Source organism: Clostridium sp. CS001 (assembly GCF_020443565.1).
GTDB lineage: Bacteria > Bacillota > Clostridia > Clostridiales > Clostridiaceae > Clostridium_AD.
The window spans coordinates 43,296-67,858 of sequence record NZ_JAIZZN010000022.1; the positions used below are offsets into that span (position 1 = coordinate 43,296).

Consider the following 24,563-nt stretch of genomic DNA (forward strand, 5'->3'; position numbering starts at 1 on the left):
TGATAATGAAAAAAGTTAACGTATTGTGTGAGGATAAGGTAAGAAAATTAGAGGGAAAATTAGCCTTTGAATATTAATCATATTTCTGATGTGCTGAAAAATAAATATTCATTACACTGCGAATGTGAAATTAGTAAAGAGAAATATGGTATTTTCATTGAAGATGAAGGTATTTCAATACATCAAGGTTGTAAAATAGAAGAATTAATAGAGCTTGATGTTGATCTGGAAATACGAATATTAAGAAGAGCATTCTGTATGTGTATTGGAAACGATGAATTTAAGAAGTATGAAGAACAGAGAAAATGAAATTAAATGATTGATGGAGTATAAAAATTTAAACTGTGCAGTGTTGCAGAACTTCATTGATAGCTTATTAAGTTATTAAAAATAGAGATACATACATAATGATTAGTAGGGATAAGAAATATTTCAGAGGAAAATATCAATATGGAATGGATTGTAAACTATAAAAAAACGGAGGAAATTAATTTATGAAGAAACTTAAGGTATTACAATTAACAGACGCAAAGGGATATGAACAAAATTACTATTCAGCACAGCTTGAAGCATTGATAGGGGAAATGTCCATTACCGAAACACTGTACTTCATAACAGAAGGTAATGTAGTAGTTGACGTAGATATGGATATAGATTCAAATAATGTAAATGTCAAGAAGGCTATTAAAATTGGTGCAAAACAGAAAAGAGTTTTTTATGTTAATGATACTAAATTTTTAAAGCATACTGATGGCTTTAATCCAAAGGGAGTTTGGAACTTTGTAGAACACGGAGTTTTGTTTGAAAAAGAAACAGACGCTAAAAAATATGAGAAATATATTGATAAACTTAACGACAGAGATAAATTTATAGAACAATTACAAAGTATTGAAGAAAGAAGTGAAATATTATACTGTAAGAAAATTGGAAAAGTAGTTGCACCAGAATTTACTCACTACTTGTCAACAGATGGTGATAATATACGTGAAATATGTGAATCAAAAATCAACAAAGTATATAAAACTGGTAACATTTGTCCCTTAGGAATGGGGTATTTAGTAGATAGATATGAGTGGCAATGGTTGGAGGAGAGTGATGAAAAAAACTTTGATACCATATATATAACCGTAGAGACATGCAAAGATGAGTTAGAGGAGTTATGCGATTATGCTATTGGTCGGGAGGATGTAGGTGGTAGGTGGGATAAAGAAGTATATATAAAGGAAATCATATAAATAGAAAGAACGCTGTAATACATCTTCATATTACAGCGTTCTTTCTATTTATATGCATATTATAATTTTTATCTTAGGAGTGTAGTATAAAAAAACAATCAGTATTAAATGCATTAAATTAGTTAATAAAATCTTTATTACAAATTCAAATTTTTAAAATAAGATTATATACCCTGCTATTATAAACTTATTCAAATATGTGGTAAAATTATAAAGACATTTGCTTTAATTGGATTAACACTAATGCCAGTAGTGAATAGTCAAATAAGTGTATTATATGATAGAATAGAGGGACCTAAAGTAAAAAAAAGATACAACATATTTGGTCAAGGATGTGAATATATTATGATAAAAAAACTTGAATATACTTCAACGTTAACCAGTGCTTCTTTCTCATACTATGAATTAAAGCAGGTATTGAAATTGAAGGTTGAAGGATTATCTGATAAAGAAATAAAAGACAAAGTTAATGAAGAAAACATATTTCAATATAAATCTAAGAGTAGTTCTAATAAAATAATGTCTGCAATAATTGTAAGGGTAAAAGTATTAGATGAGTATTTAATTAAGACTATAATAAGTGAGCCAATGGAAATAGGTAAGATAGTTAATTTATATATTATTATGAAAACTAATAGGCTCTTTTTTGAGTTTATGAATGAAGTGATTAGAGAAAGATTGGAATTTAATAATGATATTTTAGAGAAAAAAGATATAAATATTTTTTTTATAGCCAAAGCAGAACAAAGCGAAACAGTTGCCCAATGGTCTGAGGTGACTAATAGAAAGTTAAAACAAGTGATACTTAAGATATTGACAGAAGTAGGGATACTTGAAAATATCAAAACAGGAAAACTAAGTAGATTAATAATACCACCAGAGCTTAAAGACTATCTCATAAACATAGGAGATAGAGGGTATATTGAAGCAATGGGAGAATATATAAGATAAGGAAGTGAAGAATGTTGAATGATGTATATGATAGACTTCAAAAAATTGTAGATAAAGTTAAAACAGAAAAATTTATTCAGGGAAGAGGCCTTGGCAATGAAATTAGTTACTACATATTTGACTATGATCCAAAAGAAGAGTTAGTTGTTAGGCAATATGTTCAATATATAAAGAAGGAACTAAATAAAGTGGATTCTAATAGAAAAGTTATAGAGTTTGATTTATATAAAATTTTTATAGAGCTTTTGAAAGAAGAAGATATTTTTGAAAAGATTATTTATTTAGAGCAAGAAGAGGGTAAAGAATATGTGCTTAATGCGGTAACACCATTTATAACATCTGAGATGTTTGCTCAAAAAATAACTAAAGAATCAGAAGGCCATGACTTAATATTTTTAACTGGTATAGGAAAGTGTTATCCTTTTATGCGTTCTCATAACATCCTTAATAGTTTACAACAATTTCTAAGTAAGAAGCCATTGGTAGTATTTTATCCTGGCCATTTTAGTGGACAGGACTTAACGCTATTTAATTTATTTAAAGATGAAAATTATTATAGGGCATTTCCATTAATTACAGATAAATAATCTTACAAAAAAAAGTAGCTTACATATAAAGACAAGAGCGAGAAAACAATAATGTTCAAGTACAGAATGATGAATTTCAGGAGGGGTTAGCATGATTATTAGAGATATGTTTAGTAGAGATATAGAGCGTGAAATTAGTGGGGTTATAAAAGTAGGGCAAACAGATGAAAAAAAGATTTACCAAGAGTTAGATGAATATGTTGTTACTAAAGAAATATCTAAGCATTTATCAAAGTTCTATGAGAATTATAGTAAAGGTCTTAATGGAAATACAGATAAAATGGGAGTTTGGATTTCAGGTTTTTTTGGAAGTGGTAAATCACATTTCCTTAAAATATTATCATACTTATTAGACAATCAAAAAATTAAGGGCGAAGAGGCTATTGATTACTTTAAAGACAAAGTAGTAGACCCAATGATTTTTGCAGAAATGAAAAAGGGTGCTAATACTGATACAGAAACCATAATATTTAATATTGATTCTAAAAATCCAATTAACAATAAGAGCAAAGAAGACGCTATATTGAGGATATTTGTTAAAGTTTTTAATGAACATCGTGGTTTATGTGACGAAATACCAGGGGTAGCGTATATGGAGCAACAGCTTATAAAAGATGGTGTTTATGAGCAATTTAAACAAGAGTTTTATAGTATCAGTGGAAAGGAATGGATATATAGAAGAAATGGGTTCTTTTTAGATAAAGACTTTGTTGCAAAGGCTATATCTAAGGTTTTGAATACATCTATTGAAAGTGCAAATGAGTTTGTAACGAAAGGCGTTAGCGATTATGAGGTAAGTATTGAAAAGTTTGCAAAAGAAGTTAAAGAGTATATAGATACTAAAGGAAAAAACTTTCATCTCATATTCCTTATAGATGAAATAGGTCAATACATAGGAGATAATCCTACATTGATGCTAAATCTTCAAACTGTGGCTGAGGATTTAGGTACATATTGCAAAGGTAAAGTCTGGATAATGGTAACGTCTCAAGAAAGCATAGATTCCTTATTTAAAGTTAAAGGGAATGACTTTTCAAAAATACAAGGGAGATTTGACACAAGGTTAAGCCTATCATCAATATCCGTAGATGAAGTAATAAAGAAGCGTATTCTTGAAAAAGGACAGGATGCAGTATATCTTTTAAAGGATTTATACAAAGAAAAAAGTGCTATACTAAAGAATCTTATAAGCTTTGATAATGCAAGGAAGGACTTAATAGGATATGTTGATGATAAAGAATTTGCAGAAGTATATCCATTTGTTCCATATCAGTTTAAAATATTGCAAAATGTATTTGAGCAGGTAAGGAAGCATGGAAGTTCAGGAAAGCATTTATCTGAAGGTGAGAGGTCAATGATTTCTGCCTATAAAGAATCGGTTCTTAAATATGCTGATGATAAAGAAGGAATTTTAATTCCTTTTCATGCTTTTTATGATACCATAGAAGAATTTTTAAATCCTACCATTTCGCGAGTTATTGAAAGAGCTTCTGAAAATCCAGAACTTAAAGAGAATCCTATGAATTTAAAACTTTTAAAAGTGCTGTTTATGATTAAATATTTAAGCGATGAATTACCTGGAAACTTAGAAAATATTGCAACACTTATGGTTAATAGTATAGATGAAGATAAATTAGAACTAAAAGATAAAATTAAAGAGTCATTAAGAAAACTTCAATCTAATACTCTTATTCAAAAGAATGGCGAAACTTTCACTTTTTTAACTGACGAAGAACAAGATGTTAATAGAGAGATTAAGTTTGAAAAGATAGATGAAGATGTTATAAAGAAGGAATTATCAAATTATGTTTTTTCGGGTATATACGAGGATACAAAATTTAGACACACAAAAACATACTTATTCCCATTTAATAAAATGATGGATGAAAAGCCTTATGGTAATCAAACAAGTAATATAGGAATAAATATTCTTACCCCGTTATCAGATGATTATTATAAGAGTGATAATGAACTTATATCCAAGTCATTTTTAAATAAAGAAATGATTGTTAAGCTGGGTGGTAGTGAGGGGTATATTGAGGAATTAACTGAAGCAATGAAAATTGATTCATATATTAAAAAGAAGAATGTAAATTCTCTACCAGAAAACATACAAATTATTATTACAACAAAGCAGGGAGAAATGAGGTTAAGAAAATTAAGGGCTAAAGAGTTATTAGAAAGTGCAATATTGCAAGGGACATATTTTGTAAATGGGGAAAAGGTAGATATAAAAGGAGCAAGTTCTAAAGAAAAAATAAACTATGGATTTAGTATACTTGTTAATAGTATATTTAATAAACTTGGGTACATTAAATGCAATCTATCAACTGAAAGTGAAGTAGTATCACTTCTAAAAAACAATGTTGAGCAGTTAGGTTTTGACGCTGTAGAGCAATACAATAATGAACTGGCTGAAACTGAGGTATTTAATTTTATATGCCTTCAAGAAGATAATCTTCAGCAAATTAGAATGAAGATAGTATTAAACAGATTTAAAGATGCACCTTATGGTTGGAATGAAATAGATATTTCTGGAGTAGTAGCAAAGCTATTTAAACAACAGAAAATAAAATTAAGATTAAATGGAGAATTTTTAGAAATAGATAGTGCGAATAAAGTAGTCGATGCTTTAACAAAATCAACAGAAGTAGATAAAGTTATAATTAATAAGAAAGTAAAAGTAGATGAACCGCTTATAAGGGCTGTTAAAAATATAAGCTTAGAGGTATTTGGGAAAATTAATCTACCAGATGATGAAGACGGATTAGCGAGGGCTGTAAGAGATAAAATTATTACAAAAATTCATGATTTAAAGGAATATATAAACAGATTTGGAAGCAGGAAATATCCAGGGAAGAGCTTGTTTGAAAAAGGAGTAAATACCTTTAAAGAAATAATTGAAAATAAAGATAATTTAACTTTCTTTACATCATTAAAAGAGAAAGAGGATGAATTGCTTGACTGGGTAGATGATAGTGCCTATGCTGTTGCTTTTTTTGATAATCAAATTGATATATTTGATAAAGGATTAAATATTTCTAAGAAGTGTCAAGAGAATAAAGACTATTTAAATGAAGCACTTATTCAAGATATAAAAGACTTGGATGATATTTTACATGACCCAATCCCATATAAACGTATAAGAAATATTATTGACATTGCTCAAAATATAGAAAAAAAGTTTAATACTATAGTTGAAGAAAAAAAGATGAAATCCAAGGAAAAAATAAAAGAAGATTTTGATTATTGTTTGTTAAAATCAAATCAGTATGGCGTAAGTAGTGATACAGAAGAACTAATTAAGACTTATTATAATAGCTTAATTTCAAAAATAGATGAATATACTGATATATTCAAGATAGATGCTTCTATAACTCAAAGCAGTAACAAAAGAGAATATTTTGATCAATCAATTAATAAAGAAATTTCAGAGTATCAAAGGAAGAAAAAAGCAGAAGAGAATAAAGGGATAACAATTGCAGACCCTGCAATAGTACAACCAGAATTAATACCGAAGGAAGTTGAAAAGGTTAATGTTGCAAGGTTAGTAGAAATTAAATCATTAAAGACTGTAGATGACATCGAAGTGTATATTAGGGAACTAAAAAATAAACTCAGAAGCATTATAAATGATAATAAAGAAATAGAGATTGAATAATTAATGTTAGTGGGAGATTATATTTATCTCCTATTAATTTATCTAATAAACGGAGGTTTAAGATGAATAAGAATGCACTTAAGATTTTTGCAATTGAGTCCAGAAAAGAGTTAATAGAAAAAATAAAAATAAAAGCGATGCAATATGGAATAGAAAAGGATAAAATCAAAAATTCTCAGACAGTGAGTAGTGATTCTATTGTTATTAATGGAAAACCACTTAGTAAAGAAGAAAAACAACAAAGGGAAAAACTTATAGAGAAAATAAAGTCTATAAATGAAGAAGGCGGAGATGGTTACAAGCAAATTATCGAAGAGGTTGCTTATACTTGGTTTAATAGATTTACAGCTCTAAGATTTATGGAAGTAAATAACTATCTTCCAACAAAAGTAAGAGTGTTATCTTCTGCTACTGAAGGAAATGTCGAACCAGAATTAATTAAAGAAGCCAGTAACGTAGACCTACCTGTAGATAAGCATAAGATTTATGAAATGAAATTAAATAATGATATGGAAGGGCTATTTAAGTATATGATAATAGCTCAATGTAACTCTTTAAATAAAATCCTTCCATACATGTTTCAAGAAATAGGTCACTATACAGAATTACTACTTCCAAATGGTCTTTTAAATGAGGGGGCTTTTGTTAGAAGGCTTACAGACACTAAAACTATGGAAGAAAGCGATTGGGAAGATGTAGAGATTATTGGGTGGCTTTATCAGTATTATATTTCTGAAAAGAAAGATGAAGTTTTTGAAAATTTAAAGAAAAACATAAAGATTACTAAAGAAAATATACCATCAGCTACACAATTGTTTACACCAGATTGGATAGTTAAGTATATGGTGGAAAACTCATTAGGTAGATTGTGGATTGAGAGCCACCCTGATGAAGAGTTAAAGTCTAAATGGAAGTATTATTTAGAAGAGGCAGAGCAGGAGATAGACGTTCAAAAGCAATTAGAGGATATCAGGAATAAAAATATAAATCCAGAAGAAATAAAAGTTTTTGATTGTTGCATGGGCTCAGGGCATATTTTGGTGTATTTATTTGAAGTTTTATATGACATATATAAATCAGCAGGGTATACAGAGAGAGAAATTCCTAAACTCATACTTACAAAAAATCTTTATGGTTTGGATATAGACGATAGAGCTTCACAACTTGCTTATTTTGCTGTAATGATGAAGGCAAGAAGTTATAATAGTCGCATATTTAAGGAGCGAATTGATTTGAATATATGCTCTATTCAAGAGAGCAATGGGTTTCCAGAAGAAGCAATAGAATTTTTAGTTAATTCAAAGGAAACTGAAATTGAAAAGAGAATTCATAGAGATGATGTTGAATACTTAATTAATGTATTTAATGATGCGAAGGAATATGGTTCTATATTAGAAGTTAAAGAAATTGATTTTGATATAATTGGGAGACGAATAGAAGAAATTAGGAATGGAGATACAACTGACTTATTTGAATTACAGTATAAGAATATTATTTTGGAGAAGATACCTGGATTACTTAAACAGGGTAGGATAATGAGTAAAAAATATGATGTAGCTTGTACTAACCCGCCTTATATGGGAAACAAAGGAATGGGAAATAAGCTATCTAATTTTGTTAAAGAAAATTACCCTGATTCAAAATCAGATATGTTTTCTTGCTTTATTGAGAAAGCTTTAAACTTTGTGAAATCAGAAGGATATATTTCTATGATTACAATGGAGAGTTGGATGTTTTTATCGAGTTTTCAAAATCTTAGAGATAAGATAATTAAATTGAAGACCATTACCAATTTAGTCCATATGCCATATTTAGGTAAGGGTGGAACAAGCTTAGGTATTAGTTTTGGAACAAGTGCATTTATAATGCAGAACTCAAAAATTAAAAACTACAAAGCTCAATATTGTTGTATTAGATATTATGAAACAAATGAAGAGGGGGTCCCATTTGAGTTTCCTACAATTAATGAAAGGTATAAAGCAATAACATTAGAAAGTTTCTCTAAAATTGCTGGAATGTCTATTGCATATTGGGTTAGTGAAAATTTTATTAAATGCTTTGAAAATGGGAGATTACTTGGACAGATTGCAGAACCAAGATTGGGTATGGCTACTGCGGATAACAATAGATTTATTAGATATTGGTATGAAGTAAATATCAATAAATGTGACTTTGAATGTCAATCAAGGGAAGAGGCTAAGTGCAGTAATAAGAAGTGGTTTCCATATAATAAAGGGGGAGACTTTCGTAAGTGGTATGGCAATAATGAAATATTAGTAAATTGGGAAAACGATGGATATGAAATACAGAACTTTAAAGATAAGAAAACTGGAAAAATTCGTTCGCATAATTACAACTTAGATTATATTTTTAATGAAGGATTAACATGGACATTTATTAGTTCAGCAAATTTTGGAATAAGATATTTTCCTAAAGGATTTCTCTTTGATGTTGGTGGTTCGTCAATGTTTATGGACGCAGATAGGATTAAATATGTTTTGGGTTATCTAACTACAAATTTAGCTTTTGAAACATTGAAAGCTTCAAATCCAACATTGAACTTTCAACCTGGGAATTTATGTAATATGCCTATAATAATTTCGGATATTTATAAAACAAAAATAGAAAAAATTGTTGATTGTAATATAGCAATTTCAAAAGTAGATTGGGACAACTTTGAAATATCATGGGACTTTAAAACTCATCCGTTCTTGAAAAATTATGATAAGGATGTTAGAAACAATAAAATTGAAACAAAATACAATATATATGAGACGAAAACTGCAAATGAGTTTTCTCTACTCAAATCCAATGAAGAAGAATTAAACTACATATTTAGTAAGATTTATAATTTACAGGATGAAATGATGCCTGAAGTTCAAAAAAAAGATGTTACAATTCGAGAGGCTGATAAAATCCGTGATATAAAGAGTTTTATTTCTTATGCGGTAGGTTGCATGTTTGGACGCTATAGCCTTGACGTAGATGGCATTGTATATTCTGGCGGAGTATTTAATCCTTCAAAGTATACTACTTTTAAAGTATATGAAAATAATATTATTCCGATACTTTCAGAGAATTACTTTCAAGAGGATATGGTATCTAAATTTATAGAATTTGTAAATGCTACTTTTGGAGAAAAATATTTAATAGAAAACCTTAACTTTATAGCAGAAACTCTTGGAAAGAAGAGTAGTGAAACATCTAAAGAAACTGTAAGGAGATACTTCGTTAATGATTTCTTTAAAGAACATCTAAAAACATATAAGAAGAGACCTATTTATTGGATGTTTACATCAGGAAAACAAAAGGCCTTTAATTGTTTTATTTATATGCACAGATATGATAAGACTACATTATCAAGAATAAGAACTGACTATTTGCATGAACTTCAAGATAGATTAGATACGGAAAGAAAGTCATTGTTTGATGTAGTTGAAGGAGATTATACAACAAAAGAAAAGAGTGAATCTAAGAAGAAACTTACCCAACTTGATAAGCAGATAGATGAATTAAAGAAATATGATGAAGTTCTTCACCATATGGCTGATATGCAGATTGAAATTGATTTAGATGATGGTGTAGTTGTAAATTATGAGAAGTTTAATGGTTTATTAGCCAAAATTTAATATATAATTGTATAGTCCCTATTATAAACGTTATAATTATAATAGGGACTTATTTCTAATTGAATTACTTTATATTGTTCACATTAGAATGCAACGGTATGAATGAAACAATTTTACTTTAGGGAGATGAAGGAATGGCAAACATTGATGTAATAGATTCTCTTAGAAATGAATTTAATCTGCCTTTGAAAAATGGGGAAAAACGAAAGATTATCTTTTGGAATGATTATGAAAAAGAATTTGAGGATGTAATTGATGAGGTTAATATAGAGGGAGTTAGGATACATAAGCTAACATCTGAAAATAGTTTTTACAGTAAATATCTTATCGAGGAAGAAGATGTTGAATCTAATTTTTTAATATATAACACAGTTAAAATCCAAGATAATAAAGAAAACTGGCTATTAGATATAGTTGTATACTCAGAGCAATTCTATGCTGATAAAACTTCTTTAACAATGAAGGAACTTGAAATAGATATTTCCCTAAGGGAAAAATTTAGTGAATATAAAGAATTTTTTAATTCCATGGAAAGAAGAAATAAGTTTGATAAATTTGAAGAAAGTATTGATACACCAGAAAAATTAGAATTAGGCATTTTAGGAGCAGTATGTAATTCAAAGACTATAGAGTTTGAAGAAGTTCTAAAAATTGTTTTGATGGAATCATTAAATGAGCAGGACAATAAATATTATACTGCTTTTGAAAAGTACAACATAGAGAAAGTATTTTGGAATTATGCAAAAATAAAGTATGGATATGACAAAGCGAATAAAACTTTAAAAAAATTATTGGTACATATAATATCTACTGTGTTAGGTAGCTATATTAATGAGGATAAATTAAGCAGAATTAGTGAGTTTATCGGAAAAAATAAACCTAATTGTGTTGTTTTTATAGACCATTGGATGAATCATAAAGCGGATTATATTAAGTATGATTTGTTATCAGAAGAGTATGAGAAGGAAATTAATGCAGTACAACTTATAGAAAAATTAGATATTGAAGATTATAAAAATATAGATATATTAAAAATCTTTGATAGGGCAATAATTAGAAATATAGTGGATAGCTTGGAAAATAAAAGTGAAGATTATGATAAATTTATAGAACTTATAAGAGGAAGACGGACTAAACATTTCTATGAACAATATGAGGGGGTTTACGAGGCTCTACTAAATGTTGTTGAAATGCACAAGTTTTATAAAAAGTATAATATGGGTATTCCCCAAAAGAATAATGAAAAGTTATTTAAGGACTACGTTACAGAGTATTATAAAATGGATACTTATTATAGAAAAGTTTATTATTTTTATGACTTACAACCAGAGAGCAATGTAATTAATAGACTTAAATCATTAGCAGAAAATTTGTATGTGAATTGGTATTTATCTGAGATTGGAACTAATTGGAGTTCTGCTATAAATGAGGATATGAAAAAGGATTGGAGAATACCAGGAATAGTTAATCAAAGGGAATTTTATAGCACTTACGTTAATCCTTTGCTTTCTAATGGTGATAGAGTATTTGTAATTATATCGGATGCACTTAGGTATGAGGTAGGAGCAGAAATAGCTGAAAGGCTTAACGAACAAGTAATTAATTCAACGTCTATATATTCAATGTTATCTACTGTGCCATCAATAACTAAATTAGGAATGGCTTCATTGCTTCCACATGATAGTATAAGTATTAAAGATGATGGAAGAGTATTTGTAGATGGGAATGACAGTAGTGGAGTACAAAATCGAAGCAAAATATTAATCAAAAGCTTTGATAATAGCATAGCTGTTGATTATCAGAAATTACCTAAAAATAAAATAGAATTTATGGATTCTCTAAAGGGATATAAGCTCGTATATATCTATCACGATACTATAGATGCAACTTCAGATAAGGGATCAACAGAAATATATACTGTTGAAGCGGTGCAAAAGGCTGTAGATGAAATATTGGATTTAATTCATAAAATAACTGATTGGCTTGGCGGAATAAACGTTCTTGTTACAGCAGACCATGGATTTATATATCAGAGAAGCGATTTAGAAGAGAGTGACAAGATAGGTAAAGAAGCTGTTGAAGTCATTGATAAGAACAGAAGAAGTTTCATTACAAAAGAAAATAGAGAAATTGATAATCTTCTAAAAATAGATATGAAGTATCTATTAAATGAAAATGATGTATTTGCTTATATGCCAAAATCAAATATTAGGTTTAAAGTTCAGGGCGAAGGTAGTAAATTTGTACATGGTGGAGCTACTCTTCAAGAGTTAGTTGTTCCAGTAGTTTCATTTAAGAATATAAGAAGTTCATATAAAAATAGCATTAAGGCTGAAAAGGTGAAAGTTAAACTAACAAATGAGGTTAGAAAGATTACCAATAGTATATTTAAGCTTAATTTTTTTCAAACAGAAAAAATAAATAAAAAGATAACTTCATCAACGTTAGAAGTATATATGATGGATACTGAAAAGAATATTGTTTCTAATATTGAAACCATGATAGCTGATTCAAATAATGATAGACCAGAGGAACGAGTTTTCAAAATTAAGTTAACATTAAAAGCCATGAATTATGATAGAAATAAGAAATATTATCTTACTATTAAAGATAAAGAAACAGGAATTGTATTAGAAGAAATACCATTCGTCATCAATTTAGGAATAGCAAGCGATTTTGATTTTTAAGAAAGGTTTGGGGAGGATATAAATGGAGAACGATGGAATTAGTTTAGATTTAGATAAGAAGCTCAATAAATATTTTTCTGGTAGGGTAGTTAGAAAAGACCTTACGAAATCCATTAAAGAAGGGGCAAACGTACCAGTTTATGTACTTGAATATCTTTTAGGAATGTATTGTGCTACTGATGATGAAGATACTATAAATGAAGGTGTGGCACGGGTAAAGGATATTCTTTCTCAAAACTTTGTACGACCAGATGAGGCGGAGAAAATAAAATCTAAAGTTAGAGAACTCGGACAATTTACCATAATAGATAAACTTACAGTAAAGCTAAATGAAAAAATGGATAGGTATGAGGCAGAGTTTTCTAACCTTGGACTAAAAGGTGTGACTATATCTCCGAGCTATGTTAAAGAATTTGATAAGCTACTTCAAGGTGGTATATGGTGTATTTTAAAGATGGATTATTTCTTTGATGAAGAGATAAAAAATTCAAATCCATTTAGTATATCAAGTTTAAAGCCAATTCAAATGCCTAATATGGACATTACAGAAATATTTGAGGGAAGAAAAAACTTCACAAAGGAAGAATGGATAGATATTATTGTCCGTTCAACTGGGATGGAATGCACCCAACTTGAAGATAAAGTTAAGTGGCATTTACTTGAGAGACTTGTACCGTTAGTCGAGAATAATTATAACGTATGTGAACTTGGACCAAGAGGTACAGGTAAATCACATGTTTATAAAGAAATTTCACCTAATAGTATATTAGTTTCAGGAGGTCAAAGTACCGTTGCTAATCTTTTTTATAATATGTCTACCAGAAAAGTTGGATTAGTTGGTATGTGGGATGCGGTTGCGTTTGATGAAGTTGCTGGGATTAGTTTCAAAGATAAAGATGGAATACAGATTATGAAGGATTATATGGCCTCTGGTTCTTTTTCAAGAGGAAAAGAAGAGAAAACTGCTTCTGCATCCATGGTTTTTGTAGGAAATATTAATCAAAGTTTAGATTCACTGATAAAAACTTCTCATTTATTTGCTCCATTCCCAGAAGAAATGGCTAATGATTGTGCTTTCTTTGACAGGATGCACTTTTATATACCTGGTTGGGAGATTCCTAAAATGAGACCTGAGTTTTTAACAGATAATTATGGATTTATTGTTGATTACATGGCTGAGTTTTTTAGAGAAATGAGAAAACGTTCATTCTCTGATGCTATAGATAGATACTTCAAACTTGGTAATAATCTAAATCAAAGGGATGTTATAGCTGTTAGAAAGACTGTTTCAGGACTTCTAAAACTAATACACCCTAATGGAGAATTTACTAAAGAAGATTTAGAAGAGGTATTAAAGTATGCCCTTGTAGGAAGGCGAAGAGTAAAGGAACAGCTCAAGAAGATAGGTGGAATGGAATTTTATGATGTTCATTTCTCTTATATAGATAAGGAAAGCTTAAATGAAGAGTTTGTTTCAGTTCCAGAACAAGGTGGAGGAAAGCTTATACCAGAAGGACTTGGAAAGCCAGGACATGTGTATGTTGTTGGACATGGAGATTCTGGAATGATTGGTGTATATAAAATTGAAAACCAAGTAGTAAGTGGAAATGGAAAATTTGAAAAGTCTGGAGCAGGTTCAAACAGGGATGTAAAAGAATCCTTAGATACTGCCTTTAGGTATTTTACATCAAATTCGAAGAGCATTAGTAATTCTATAAGCACAAAAACAAAGGATTTTTTGATGCACATTAGTGATATGCAAGGAATAGGATTAACTGCAGAATTGGGTATTGGCGAACTCATAGGACTTTGTTCAGGTGCTTTAGAGAAGCCTGTTCAAGAAAGTCTTGCTGTATTAGGCAATATGACTGTTGGAGGAACTATAAGTAAGATAGAAGGCTTTGCTAACTGTTTACAGGTTTGTGTTGATGCGGGAGCTAAGAAAGTTTTAATACCTGCTTCAGCAGTTGCTGATTTTCAAACTGTTCCACCAGAGTTGCTTATTAAGGTTCAACCAATATTCTATTCAGATCCTATTGATGCTGTGTATAAGGGGTTGGGAGTAAGTTAAGTTTAACTGATAATTATTTTTCAATTGTTAAATTAATGGGAATAAATAATTGAGAACTGAAAGAAATGATAAGGTTTAGATTTTAGACAATGTTTATTATAGTAGAGTAAAATCACAAATCTCTTACTATTAGAAACCTGTGTGAAGATATTATTTTAGACAGTAATAGAATTGGACAAATATAAACTAAGTAGGATTTCAACTAATAGGGGGGAGATTAGATATGAGGGGTAGAGAATTAAGTCATGGTTTTTCCAGTGGGGTAAACAATATAACAATAACTAAGATTTTAAAATGGCAGAATAGTGGAGACATTTGGTGGAAGGCATTTCTCTGGTATATTGCTGATTTCGCTACAATTGTTGATTTTGGCGAGAATTGGTTTAAGGTTAATATTGTTTCCGATAAGCAATTAAATTTTTTCTATAGTAAGGTTATCCAATATCAATCTAATATATGCGAAAATAATTATGAGGTAGATATTCAGAATGAACTTTGGAAAGACCATAAAATAGGTACAGAAAGGAATCTGAAAATTCTTCTTAAACTCTCAGAATAAACAGAAACAAAATTTATAATATCACTTTTATTAAAATTTATCTTAATATTGTACAAGCTAATGCTGTAATAGCTGAAAATCCATATAATTTTATGATAAGCAAGCCTTAAGTCTATTTTGAGAGGAGTATTAATATGAATATAGATGAATTTTTTGATAGTGCAATTTATAAAAACTCAGATTTTAAAGTGCAGGAACTACTACAAGATTTAATTGAAAAATTAGGCAATATGAATTATGTGATAATAGAAAGAAACGAACCTGTACTTGTACTAAAGGTTAGGGGGATGTATGAAAATAATCCGAGGTCTCAAGCTAATATTGCAACAATTAGATTAAAGAAAGGGTACATAACAATAGGACCATACAAAAGCAAAGATGAAAATATAGTAGTGTGTACTTGTAAAGCAGATATTAGTCAGAAGCTCATAGAAGATATAAGAAGTATTTATATAGAAAAATTGTAGTGGATTTATTAGATGTCATTACATAAAAAACAAACTAATTGCAACAATATATGCAATTAGTTTGTTTTAAGTTATATTAGAAAAGATTCATAATTAAATCGACATCTTCACTCGTAGGGGCATTTTCATCATTTTCAATCATGTTATCGGAATTATAAGATAACTGCTTGTTCTTTAATAGTTTCTCAAATATCGCTTCTACTTTAGACTCAAAATCACTAATTTCGTTAGATACACCTAAATCCAGTCTTATTAATTCACATATGTAAGAACTAATATTATGCTTGGTTTTAAGAAATGCATATATATCTAAGTACTCCTTCGAGAAGCTAATAGATACTTTATTTTTTGCCATTATACTTTATCTCCAATACACTAAAATAGCTAAGGACGTTAGCATACTGAGGGTCTTTTTCAAATATAGCATTTGGATATACTTCAATTATGTATTTTTTCAACAGAATAGTACCTCCGCCACTAAATAATACAGTGGTATTATTGAAACTTATACCTCTACTCTTAGCGTAGTTAAATATTTCGAGAACATGCTCTCTTATCAGACCTTCAACAATTGATTTACTTTCTTCTATCTTAACTCCATCTACATATAAATACCCACTTTTGAGGACTTGTTCTGTGTCGTCATTTGAAACCAATGTCCCGCAAACGGTGGTTAACCTCTCAGCTATTGTAGACCGTAGAACATTAATACCAGAGTTAGCTATTACCATACTTTCTAATTGTGGAACTAAGCTATTAAACGTGCAATAACTTGTATTTAATGAGCCACAATCTATAATAGTAGCTTTCTTATCTCTAAATTCAGCAATATTTGAATATATTGATGCTACAGCTTCGGGGAGTGGTAATACTAAATTGATTTTAAATACGAATGACCTACCGTTTACTTTCATTGGAATTACTTGACCTTCTCGTTGTATTAGTTCAGTGTACTCCTGTTTAAGTGTTTTGTTCTTATAGATATTTATAGGTACATTTAACGCTAAATACACATTGGGAACCCCAAAAGCCATTGCACCACTTTTATCAATCATATTACATATAGCTAAGTATATACAGAGTTGATGGTTTATTGAACTTTTGCTGATATTATAATCACATTTATCTTCACTTAGCATATCTCCTATCAAATATGATTTCCCTCCAAATTCGATATTATAAGAGTTATTGGAAAGTTCTGCTCCAAGATTGCTGATTTCTTGTACTTTTGTTCTGAATATGTCCTTTACGATAACACCATTTATTTTAGCTATGCTTTTCGTACTATATTTTCCAGTATCCGAACCAATTAATATATTTGTCATGATTTCTTTATTCCTCCATTATTGTATTTTTTATATGATAAGCATTTAAGGTCGGACTTATTCTCACTATATGGTCTTACAAAAGTAGGATTAAGCACGAAACGGTGCGACTAAGATAGAAATACAATATATTCAAGTTAACTCAACTTTCCCAGGCGAATTAGTGATATAATAACTCTATTAAGATTAAGAGTAAGCTTAATAAAGTTTTAGGAGGCAATCATGGGTATTATGATTAAAACTCTAAGTATTCCATTAGGAATACCAGAAAAACATTTTAATAAAAAACTAAATATGTATAGATATAAAGACCGCACAGATAGCAGGAATTATTAAAAGCTATCGTGTGGTCTTTTTTAATAATGTTACTAAGGCAACATCATACATAATAAGGTTAAATATGAATAAAAAAAGAGGGGATGTATTATCTTATGGAAAAGGTAAAACAGCTAAACTAAGTAATAATTGGCGTTTGAGCAAATTGGAAAAGTTATAGAAAAAGGAGATATGTAAAATGGCGATTAATAGAAATAAGAATAAAACAAGTGATACTATACTAACAAGGACGAAGACCACAATACCTCAAGAACTTTTTGAAACTGAAGGTGTAAGAAGGAACAAAGAACTGTTGGAACTACTGTTAGAAGGTAGGTTGTTTAACAAAAGGGAATCTGTAATCCTAACAATTACCTCCTTTTACAAAGACAAAGAGAGTTGCTACAAGAGTAATTTTAAAGAAAGGGAATTTTACAATCAAAATTATAAATTGATTGCTAAATATACAGATAATCCAAATAGTTTCAGTGCTTTTGTAGAAGGATATTTAAAAGCATTATATGATAATAAAATTAAATATGTAATAAATGAAGATGTGTTTGTGGATTAGATATAGATACTAACATACCTAAGACTCTTTAAGGGATACTACCAAATCTATTATTAGGAGTAAGTGGTAGCAAGATTGAAAGGAGAATTTAAAAATATGGATGAAAATAGTATTTATGATGTTTGGAATTATAACAACCAGAACAGCAACAATTTGCAAAATCAAATGTCGAAAGTAATGGAAATGGTTAACGATAATTTTACAGATATAATTACAAGTTCTTTTAAGAATGGTTTTGAAGAGGGTGAAAAGTACGGTAGGAATGATGAGAACCTTAGTTTAAAGGCGAAAATATGCAGTAAGCTGTTTTCTAATACTGATTTTACAGATGAAGATATATTTAAAATTGTAGGATTTGGAGAAGAAAAATGGAAAGTTTATATATTAGATTTTAGAGAGAAATTTGAGGAGGGTAAAAGAGCTGTTCCAAAAGGACAAAATTAAGAGATAGTAATAATGTAGAAGAATTCGAAATGGTCAATGTAAATATAATTAGTGATCAGTTAGGTGTTAGAAGGTTAATTAGCAAATATGATACATAATAAGAGTTGTAAGGAGATTTTTATGGAGGAAAAACTAAGGAAATTAGTTAAGAATATGTGTAGAATATTATTTGTTATGAGTAATATTGGCTTGCTTGCCTGCTGTATTTTTATATTCGTGAATATTATGCAGAACCAAAAAGATATGGTTATATTAGGTATTCAAATGTTTGTGTTATTTATATTTTCACTTCATTTTTGTAATTATTTTAAAGATTACTTAGATTAATAAGAAGTAAGAAAAAACTGTTCGACAAGAGTGTTGTATTCTAAACGGCATAAAAAGTTTGAGAGCTAAGCTCTGGAGTATTCCAGAGCTTTTGTATATTCTTTTATATTAGAGAAATCAGTTGCTACGAATAGTAAATATAAAGTTATATGTAAATATGGAGCTTAAATGTAATAAATGGTATAATAATGTAAAGTGGGAAAGTTTATATAAATGTGAAAGTTAATAAAGATGAATTATATAAGTTATCGGCAATAGAAATTTTATAAAATGGTTTTGACTAAAGATATTAGAAAGTTTGTAAATAGACTTTTGTAGAGACCAAAAGTTGAACAAAATGCAGGAGAAGTTATTAAATATTTAATTACAGATATACTGGGGTGGAATGATGTTGATGTTAATGAAAAATGGTGTGGTAATATTGATCCATCATATCGTCAAAATGGATTTGCCTATGAATTGATTAAACAAGCGAAAAGTATGATATAGGCATTAGGCTGTATGAAATGTTGATAATATAGGTGTAAAAAAATGAAAAATGTGATTTTGCAATTTCATGTTCAGCGTAATTAATGATGAGTTAAAGAGGAGTTAAAGAGGAGTGGAGATATTATGAATTATCCAGTACATATTGTTTCAGTTGGAGGATTAATAGAAAATAATGAAGGGAAAATACTGATGGTTAAAAGCCCAGATAGAGGATGGGAGATTCCAGGTGGACAAGTAGAGGCAGGAGAACCTCTTACTGACGCATTAAAGAGGGAGATAAAAGAAGAAACTGGGATAGATATTGAGATTGGTAATTTGAGGACAGTGCATTCAAATATAGAAAGCAGAGTTCAGCCTGATGGAGTTAGCCCTATTGGCTCAATTGTAAACTTTGGATTTACTGGTAAGGCAATTTCAGGTGAACTAACCACAAGCGAAGAAAGTCTTGAAGTGGATTGGTTTGATAGAGAACAAATATTAGAATTAATTGGTGAAGATTTTATGAGAGATAGGGTAAAGTGTATGCTCAATGATGATGGAAGAGTTACTTATGCTATATTCTCTCGTAACCCTTATATTATTCATGGAGTGCAGTATATTTGATAATTAAGTCATAATCATCTTTAGTTATGTCACAACGTGCATAATTTATTCCACAATCACAATTATATGATTTGGGAAGGATAGTACAGTGCGGTGAACTAAATATATTTTAAATAATTTGTAAGGAGAAAGAAATGAAAGAGGTTTTTATTAATAAAGATGGAATTGATGCAAGAATTCATGAGTGGGGAGATGAAGAAAATCCAACAATTATATGTTTTCATGGTTTAGGTAGTACAAGCCTGAGTTTTATTGAGTTAGGACATTTATTAAAGAATAAGTATCATATTATAGCCATAGATTTACCTGGACATGGGAAAACACCTCCTTTTGAAAAAGAAGAAAATTATGAAATGCCTAATATGATTAGTTGGGTTGATAAAGTTATTTCCACTATAACAGAGCATAGTTTTTATCTATTAGCACATTCGTATGGAGCGGACATTGCACTTCACTATTTATATACTTATCCACCAAAAGTAATTAAGACTCTGTTATTAGATGGTGGATATTACATAAAGACTGAGTTGTATGCTTATAGAGCTTCCAGATCAGAAAGTATTAGTTCATTACAACGAGAGATAGATTATTATATTAGTGATTTTGATGACTATTGTTTTGATACCTTAGAAGAGCATATAGAAGTAGAGAAAAGCAATTATATAAGATGGTCTAACTTATTAGAAGAAGCCTCAGCAGATTTAATAAGAATAGAAAATGATAAATATAGATGGCATGCAAATGGCTTTACTGCCACGGGTGCAATAAAGTCAATGTATCACTATCCGCCTAATTCTATTTATGATAAGTTGCCAAAATCAATCTATTTATTACAAAGCACATTGCCAGAGTCAATGATTGAGATTAGAGAAATTTTAGTTGAAAAGTTTTGCAATGGTACAAATTCAAGAATAAAAAGAATCGAAGGAGCAAGTCATCTACTTCACTGGGATAAGCCTAATGAAGTAGTTAAAGAGGTATTATATTGGTTTAAATAGAAAGTTATTCTGTTACGGAATATTCTTGTAATATTCAACTATTGCAAAACTACGATAGATGAACAATTATAAAATATTGTGAATTAATATTGGGGGCGGTGTTAAATGATATTAGAAACTGAAAGGCTTATTATTAGAGGATTTAATCATGAAGATATTGATTTAATCTATGATATTAATAATGACCCAGAATGTATTAGATATAATAGTTGGGATTCTATGTCCTACGAAGATTGTCAAAAGGATATTAAAAAATGGATAGGTCAATATTCAAATTTCCCTGGAACTGGGGTATTTTGTGTTGAAGATAAGAATGAAAAAACAAAAATAGGTATGGCATTTATAGTTAAAACAAGTAAAGACGGAGAGTTTGAAATTGGATTCAGATTACGTAAAATGTGCTGGTATAAGGGGTATGCCAAAGAAATTACTCGTGGTTATATAAATTATTCGAGGAACAAACTAAATGCCAATTCGGTGATTGCAGAAGTCTATGCAGATAATCTAAAATCAAGAAATGTTTTTGAAAAATTAGGTTTTCTAAAGTTTAGGCATCCATCTGGAGAAGATGGACTTGTTTATAGATATGATTTGAATACATCTACTAATGCATGATATTCTAAGATGTTGCAATAACAATGGTTTGGAGATTGTTTCAACCATGTAGATAAACACGAACTAAAGATTATCCAAATCAATGAATGAGGGGGAGAACTATGGTAGTACTAATTATAGGGGCAATTATGATTGCTTCTTGTATATGGTGGTATACAGACTTATATAAAATTATTACTAATTTCAACAATAAATTGCTTGTTAAAAACAAAATAATGAATATGTGTATTTCAACTATCCTTAATATTATTCTATTGATACTTGTAGTTGGAATCGTTGATGAATTTATTTAATTTAAATAATATTAAGTAAATCAATTATAAATCTACGATTAAAGCACTATCGAAAAAGATTTTAAAGTAAAGCTTTTAGAAGGAGATAGATATGAAGTTAATTTTATTATCAATAGGTTGTGGATTTTTAGGTATGTTAGCAGTGTTATGTTTAGGGATTGATGGTAGTCATGTTAATGGTTCAGCTGTTATGGCATTTGGCATGGTTGGTTTCTTTTGTCCAGGACTTTATGTTCTTAATAATTTATATGAAAAGTCAAAAAAAGAAAACATTGAAAAAGAAAATAATATATGATTCAGTTCGTATGCTTGAAAAACTATAAATCAATAATTTTACGATTGATGAAGGATAGTATTTTATAACTATTATATTTGAGAAGGTAGGTGAGAATGTGAGTTGGATTGACTCAATAGAAGAATTTGTACCTTCCAATGAGCAAGAGAGAAAAGATAAGGAAGTAATATTGAAATATATAAATATATTTGATGATATTTTAAAGAGAGATAATGAAATTATTCATATAACAAGTTCTGGGTTTGTAATAAATAAAGATAAAGATAAAGCATTAATGGTACATCATAATATATTCAATGCATGGTCTTTGCCAGGCGGCCATGCGGACGGTGAGGAAAATTTATTAGGTGTTGCTATATCAGAGATTGAAGAAGAAACAGGAGTAAAAGATATTATTCCTATCACTAATAAGATTATTTCATTAGATATTTTATCTTTGTTAGGACATTTTAGAAAAGGAAAGTATGTTTCATCACACTTACATATATCAGTAGTATATTTAGTTCAGGCTGATGAGAATGAGCAGATTATTATTAAACCAGATGAGAATAGTGCTGTTAAGTGGATACCGATCAGTGAGATGGATATATACTCAAGCGAATCCCATATGAAGAAAATTTACAATAAAATAATATCCAGAATTGAAAAATTACCAGTATAAATAGGAAATTATATGTAATGTGCTTATAAGGTTATATGTGGCAAGATACAAAATGTACTTTATGCGAGATGAAAAGGAGCTATATTAATGGATATAGATACAAACCATAAAAAAATCATAGAAATTGTTCGAGATAAATTAACTTGTTCAGCTCACAATTTAGACCATGTATTTAGGGTGTACAATCTTTGCTTGTTACTTTCAAAACATGAGAAAGATGTTGATTTAGAAGTTCTTATTCCGTCAGCATTGTTGCATGATATTGCAAGAGTAGAAGAGAGTCAAGATAAAACAGGAGAAATTGACCATGCTGTGTTAGGTAGTGAAATTGCAGGGGACATATTAAGAAAATTGGAATATAAAGAAGAAAAGATAGAGAAGATAAAGCACTGCATTATGGCACATAGATTTAGAACAGGAAACCAACCTAATACAATAGAAGCAAAGATACTTTTCGATTCAGATAAACTTGATGTTATTGGAGCAAGTGGAATCGCTCGTACTTTTATGTTAGCAGGACAATTTGGACAAAGATTAACAGTAAATGAACCACTTGATAATTATTTAAGTGATAATACTGTTGAAAATGGAAGGATAAGAGATGTTTCAAGACATTCACCTTTTATTGAATATGAAGTAAAGTTTAAAAAGATACCTGATAAATTGTACACAAAAAAAGCTAAAGAAATAGGAAAAAGAAGGCTCGAATTTATGGAAGAATATTTTAATAGATTAAAGTTAGAGATAGAAGGCATTGAGTAGGGTTAATTTCACAGGATTTTTCTACGATTATTATAAGAGGGTAACCAACAATGTTGGAAAAAATTAATTCAGAGATTATTAAAAATGAAAATGACATACTTATTATTTTATATAATCTCTTAGAAAATAAATATGGAAAATGGTGGAGTAATTTCTATTTCGATAAAGAAAAACCAATTCCATTTTTAAAAAATATTCCTGATGAAAACCTTATTTCATATTTTGATAGAGAGTTATTAAAGAATGGGAATGCATTTGACAGTGGTTGCGGAAATTTGGGGTTTTATGCACTTTGAAATTATTGAAATAATCTATATTATGCAAATATATAAGGAGAATAAGAATGATAACAATAACTTCATTATCTAAAAATGATTTAAATGGATTAAAAATACTATATGATACGGGATTTCAAGGATTAAATACTGATATATTAAAGATGAATGAAAATTATGAACTAATAAAAGATAATCCTAATTATATAGTTTTATGTGCAAAGAATGAAGGCAAAATAGTAGGTTCATTAATTGGAATTATAAATATCGACTTTAAAGGCTCGTGCAAACCATTTATGATTGTAGAAAATGTAATTGTTTCTGAAGAATGTAGGCGAATGGGTATAGGTAATAGCTTAATGGCAAGTATTGAAAAAGTTGCAATTGAAAAAGGATGTTCGTTTATTATGCTTGTAACAGGAATGCACAGAACATGGGCCCAAAAGTTTTATGAATCAGTTGGATTCAAAGGTGATATAGTAAAAGGATATAAGAAATTTTTTCAATAAGAGGATTCTTTCTTCTAACAGAACAGTAAAATAGTCCAATACTAAATTTATAACTGTCAATATTTTTGCTACAGAATGTTATTTAAGTTTGTGGTAATCATGCTTTAGGGTTATTGCAACTCTGTAAGAAAGTGTGAAGTAGAGTTTATATTTTACGTATCAAATAAACAGTTCCAAAATAAAACTAAAAATAATATAATGGAGGAATTTTATGAAATCTACTGAATTGTACAA

At 29.4% G+C, this 24,563-nt stretch carries 23 protein-coding genes; 21 read left to right on the forward strand and 2 right to left on the reverse strand.

The genetic code is table 11. The annotated features are described in order from the left end of the window. The first annotated feature begins 66 nt into the window (after window positions 1-66). The 10 genes from LGK97_RS13995 (at window position 67) to LGK97_RS14040 (ending at window position 15,847) form a co-directional block, all read left to right on the forward strand. Window positions 67-309, forward strand: a complete 243-nt coding sequence (locus LGK97_RS13995; protein WP_226260375.1) for a hypothetical protein — start codon at window positions 67-69, stop codon at window positions 307-309. A 185-nt stretch (window positions 310-494) separates the two neighbouring features. Continuing rightward, window positions 495-1,235 carry a hypothetical protein gene (locus LGK97_RS14000; protein ID WP_226260376.1) on the forward strand — a complete coding sequence of 247 codons (741 nt, stop codon included), beginning with the start codon at window positions 495-497 and terminating at the stop codon, window positions 1,233-1,235. 243 nt (window positions 1,236-1,478) lie between these two features. Beyond that, window positions 1,479-2,186: a DUF1819 family protein gene (locus LGK97_RS14005; RefSeq protein ID WP_226260377.1), complete on the forward strand. Its 708-nt coding sequence runs from the start codon at window positions 1,479-1,481 to the stop codon at window positions 2,184-2,186. 11 nt (window positions 2,187-2,197) lie between these two features. After that, the gene (locus LGK97_RS14010) at window positions 2,198-2,773 is read left to right on the forward strand and encodes a DUF1788 domain-containing protein (protein WP_226260378.1); all 576 of its coding nucleotides are present in this window, start codon (window positions 2,198-2,200) and stop codon (window positions 2,771-2,773) included. A gap of 91 nt (window positions 2,774-2,864) precedes the next feature. Then, window positions 2,865-6,434 carry a BREX system P-loop protein BrxC gene (gene brxC / locus LGK97_RS14015; protein WP_226260379.1) on the forward strand — a complete coding sequence of 1,190 codons (3,570 nt, stop codon included), beginning with the start codon at window positions 2,865-2,867 and terminating at the stop codon, window positions 6,432-6,434. A 62-nt stretch (window positions 6,435-6,496) separates the two neighbouring features. After that, window positions 6,497-10,063, forward strand: coding sequence for a BREX-1 system adenine-specific DNA-methyltransferase PglX (gene pglX, locus LGK97_RS14020; RefSeq protein WP_226260380.1), 3,567 nt, complete (start codon window positions 6,497-6,499; stop codon window positions 10,061-10,063). Window positions 10,064-10,197: 134 nt separating this feature from the next. Beyond that, the gene (gene pglZ / locus LGK97_RS14025) at window positions 10,198-12,750 is read left to right on the forward strand and encodes a BREX-1 system phosphatase PglZ type A (protein WP_226260381.1); all 2,553 of its coding nucleotides are present in this window, start codon (window positions 10,198-10,200) and stop codon (window positions 12,748-12,750) included. 22 nt (window positions 12,751-12,772) lie between these two features. Further along, window positions 12,773-14,821 carry a protease Lon-related BREX system protein BrxL gene (gene brxL / locus LGK97_RS14030; protein ID WP_226260382.1) on the forward strand — a complete coding sequence of 683 codons (2,049 nt, stop codon included), beginning with the start codon at window positions 12,773-12,775 and terminating at the stop codon, window positions 14,819-14,821. Window positions 14,822-15,044: 223 nt separating this feature from the next. Then, the gene (locus LGK97_RS14035; protein ID WP_226260383.1) at window positions 15,045-15,380 is read left to right on the forward strand and encodes a hypothetical protein; all 336 of its coding nucleotides are present in this window, start codon (window positions 15,045-15,047) and stop codon (window positions 15,378-15,380) included. 134 nt (window positions 15,381-15,514) lie between these two features. Further along, window positions 15,515-15,847 carry a hypothetical protein gene (locus LGK97_RS14040; protein WP_226260384.1) on the forward strand — a complete coding sequence of 111 codons (333 nt, stop codon included), beginning with the start codon at window positions 15,515-15,517 and terminating at the stop codon, window positions 15,845-15,847. A 76-nt stretch (window positions 15,848-15,923) separates the two neighbouring features. Here the strand turns inward: LGK97_RS14040 and LGK97_RS14045 are convergent, their stop codons facing one another. Both LGK97_RS14045 and LGK97_RS14050 read right to left on the reverse strand, forming a co-directional pair. Further along, window positions 15,924-16,202: a hypothetical protein gene (locus LGK97_RS14045; protein WP_226260385.1), complete on the reverse strand. Its 279-nt coding sequence runs from the start codon at window positions 16,200-16,202 to the stop codon at window positions 15,924-15,926. Next, entirely contained in the window at window positions 16,189-17,172 is a 984-nt protein-coding gene (locus tag LGK97_RS14050; protein WP_226260386.1) for a ParM/StbA family protein, read from the reverse strand. The genes LGK97_RS14045 and LGK97_RS14050 overlap by 14 nt, the downstream gene beginning before the upstream one ends. A 514-nt stretch (window positions 17,173-17,686) precedes the next feature. Between LGK97_RS14050 and LGK97_RS14055 the strand changes: the two genes are divergently transcribed. The 11 genes from LGK97_RS14055 to LGK97_RS14105 all read left to right on the forward strand — a co-directional run bounded on the left by LGK97_RS14055 (window position 17,687) and on the right by LGK97_RS14105 (window position 24,329). Further along, window positions 17,687-18,058 (forward strand): hypothetical protein, encoded by a 372-nt coding sequence (locus LGK97_RS14055; protein ID WP_226260387.1) that lies wholly within the window; start codon window positions 17,687-17,689, stop codon window positions 18,056-18,058. Between the two features lie 96 nt (window positions 18,059-18,154). Further along, window positions 18,155-18,502, forward strand: a complete 348-nt coding sequence (locus tag LGK97_RS14060; RefSeq protein ID WP_226260388.1) for a hypothetical protein — start codon at window positions 18,155-18,157, stop codon at window positions 18,500-18,502. 939 nt (window positions 18,503-19,441) lie between these two features. Continuing rightward, complete coding sequence (locus tag LGK97_RS14065) at window positions 19,442-19,921, forward strand: NUDIX hydrolase (RefSeq protein WP_226260389.1); 480 nt, start codon at window positions 19,442-19,444, stop codon at window positions 19,919-19,921. Window positions 19,922-20,055: 134 nt separating this feature from the next. Further along, entirely contained in the window at window positions 20,056-20,919 is an 864-nt protein-coding gene (locus LGK97_RS14070; protein WP_226260390.1) for an alpha/beta hydrolase, read from the forward strand. Between the two features lie 105 nt (window positions 20,920-21,024). Next, window positions 21,025-21,534, forward strand: coding sequence for a GNAT family N-acetyltransferase (locus LGK97_RS14075; RefSeq protein ID WP_226260391.1), 510 nt, complete (start codon window positions 21,025-21,027; stop codon window positions 21,532-21,534). Between the two features lie 101 nt (window positions 21,535-21,635). Further along, complete coding sequence (locus LGK97_RS14080; RefSeq protein ID WP_226260392.1) at window positions 21,636-21,827, forward strand: hypothetical protein; 192 nt, start codon at window positions 21,636-21,638, stop codon at window positions 21,825-21,827. A gap of 91 nt (window positions 21,828-21,918) precedes the next feature. Beyond that, window positions 21,919-22,122, forward strand: coding sequence for a hypothetical protein (locus LGK97_RS14085; RefSeq protein ID WP_226260393.1), 204 nt, complete (start codon window positions 21,919-21,921; stop codon window positions 22,120-22,122). Between the two features lie 97 nt (window positions 22,123-22,219). Further along, window positions 22,220-22,783, forward strand: coding sequence for an NUDIX hydrolase (locus LGK97_RS14090; protein ID WP_226260394.1), 564 nt, complete (start codon window positions 22,220-22,222; stop codon window positions 22,781-22,783). Between the two features lie 87 nt (window positions 22,784-22,870). Further along, window positions 22,871-23,545, forward strand: coding sequence for an HD domain-containing protein (locus LGK97_RS14095; protein ID WP_226260395.1), 675 nt, complete (start codon window positions 22,871-22,873; stop codon window positions 23,543-23,545). A 50-nt stretch (window positions 23,546-23,595) separates the two neighbouring features. After that, entirely contained in the window at window positions 23,596-23,841 is a 246-nt protein-coding gene (locus tag LGK97_RS14100) for a hypothetical protein (RefSeq protein ID WP_226260396.1), read from the forward strand. A gap of 47 nt (window positions 23,842-23,888) precedes the next feature. Next, on the forward strand, window positions 23,889-24,329 hold the full coding sequence (locus LGK97_RS14105) for a GNAT family N-acetyltransferase (protein ID WP_226260397.1): 441 nt from the start codon (window positions 23,889-23,891) through the stop codon (window positions 24,327-24,329). Window positions 24,330-24,563 lie beyond the last annotated feature (234 nt).

What these genes read in the sequence shown, in the direction of transcription:
- LGK97_RS14000 (WP_226260376.1), top strand. Translation starts at nt 495, where the DNA reads ATGAAGAAACTTAAGGTATTACAATTAACAGACGCAAAGGGATATGAA.
- LGK97_RS14005 (WP_226260377.1), top strand. Translation starts at nt 1,479, where the DNA reads ATGCCAGTAGTGAATAGTCAAATAAGTGTATTATATGATAGAATAGAG.
- LGK97_RS14010 (WP_226260378.1), top strand. Translation starts at nt 2,198, where the DNA reads ATGTTGAATGATGTATATGATAGACTTCAAAAAATTGTAGATAAAGTT.
- brxC (WP_226260379.1), top strand. Translation starts at nt 2,865, where the DNA reads ATGATTATTAGAGATATGTTTAGTAGAGATATAGAGCGTGAAATTAGT.
- pglX (WP_226260380.1), top strand. Translation starts at nt 6,497, where the DNA reads ATGAATAAGAATGCACTTAAGATTTTTGCAATTGAGTCCAGAAAAGAG.
- pglZ (WP_226260381.1), top strand. Translation starts at nt 10,198, where the DNA reads ATGGCAAACATTGATGTAATAGATTCTCTTAGAAATGAATTTAATCTG.
- brxL (WP_226260382.1), top strand. Translation starts at nt 12,773, where the DNA reads ATGGAGAACGATGGAATTAGTTTAGATTTAGATAAGAAGCTCAATAAA.
- LGK97_RS14035 (WP_226260383.1), top strand. Translation starts at nt 15,045, where the DNA reads ATGAGGGGTAGAGAATTAAGTCATGGTTTTTCCAGTGGGGTAAACAAT.
- LGK97_RS14040 (WP_226260384.1), top strand. Translation starts at nt 15,515, where the DNA reads ATGAATATAGATGAATTTTTTGATAGTGCAATTTATAAAAACTCAGAT.
- LGK97_RS14045 (WP_226260385.1), bottom strand. Translation starts at nt 16,202, where the DNA reads ATGGCAAAAAATAAAGTATCTATTAGCTTCTCGAAGGAGTACTTAGAT.
- LGK97_RS14050 (WP_226260386.1), bottom strand. Translation starts at nt 17,172, where the DNA reads ATGACAAATATATTAATTGGTTCGGATACTGGAAAATATAGTACGAAA.
- LGK97_RS14055 (WP_226260387.1), top strand. Translation starts at nt 17,687, where the DNA reads ATGGCGATTAATAGAAATAAGAATAAAACAAGTGATACTATACTAACA.
- LGK97_RS14060 (WP_226260388.1), top strand. Translation starts at nt 18,155, where the DNA reads ATGGATGAAAATAGTATTTATGATGTTTGGAATTATAACAACCAGAAC.
- LGK97_RS14065 (WP_226260389.1), top strand. Translation starts at nt 19,442, where the DNA reads ATGAATTATCCAGTACATATTGTTTCAGTTGGAGGATTAATAGAAAAT.
- LGK97_RS14070 (WP_226260390.1), top strand. Translation starts at nt 20,056, where the DNA reads ATGAAAGAGGTTTTTATTAATAAAGATGGAATTGATGCAAGAATTCAT.
- LGK97_RS14075 (WP_226260391.1), top strand. Translation starts at nt 21,025, where the DNA reads ATGATATTAGAAACTGAAAGGCTTATTATTAGAGGATTTAATCATGAA.
- LGK97_RS14080 (WP_226260392.1), top strand. Translation starts at nt 21,636, where the DNA reads ATGGTAGTACTAATTATAGGGGCAATTATGATTGCTTCTTGTATATGG.
- LGK97_RS14085 (WP_226260393.1), top strand. Translation starts at nt 21,919, where the DNA reads ATGAAGTTAATTTTATTATCAATAGGTTGTGGATTTTTAGGTATGTTA.
- LGK97_RS14095 (WP_226260395.1), top strand. Translation starts at nt 22,871, where the DNA reads ATGGATATAGATACAAACCATAAAAAAATCATAGAAATTGTTCGAGAT.
- LGK97_RS14100 (WP_226260396.1), top strand. Translation starts at nt 23,596, where the DNA reads ATGTTGGAAAAAATTAATTCAGAGATTATTAAAAATGAAAATGACATA.
- LGK97_RS14105 (WP_226260397.1), top strand. Translation starts at nt 23,889, where the DNA reads ATGATAACAATAACTTCATTATCTAAAAATGATTTAAATGGATTAAAA.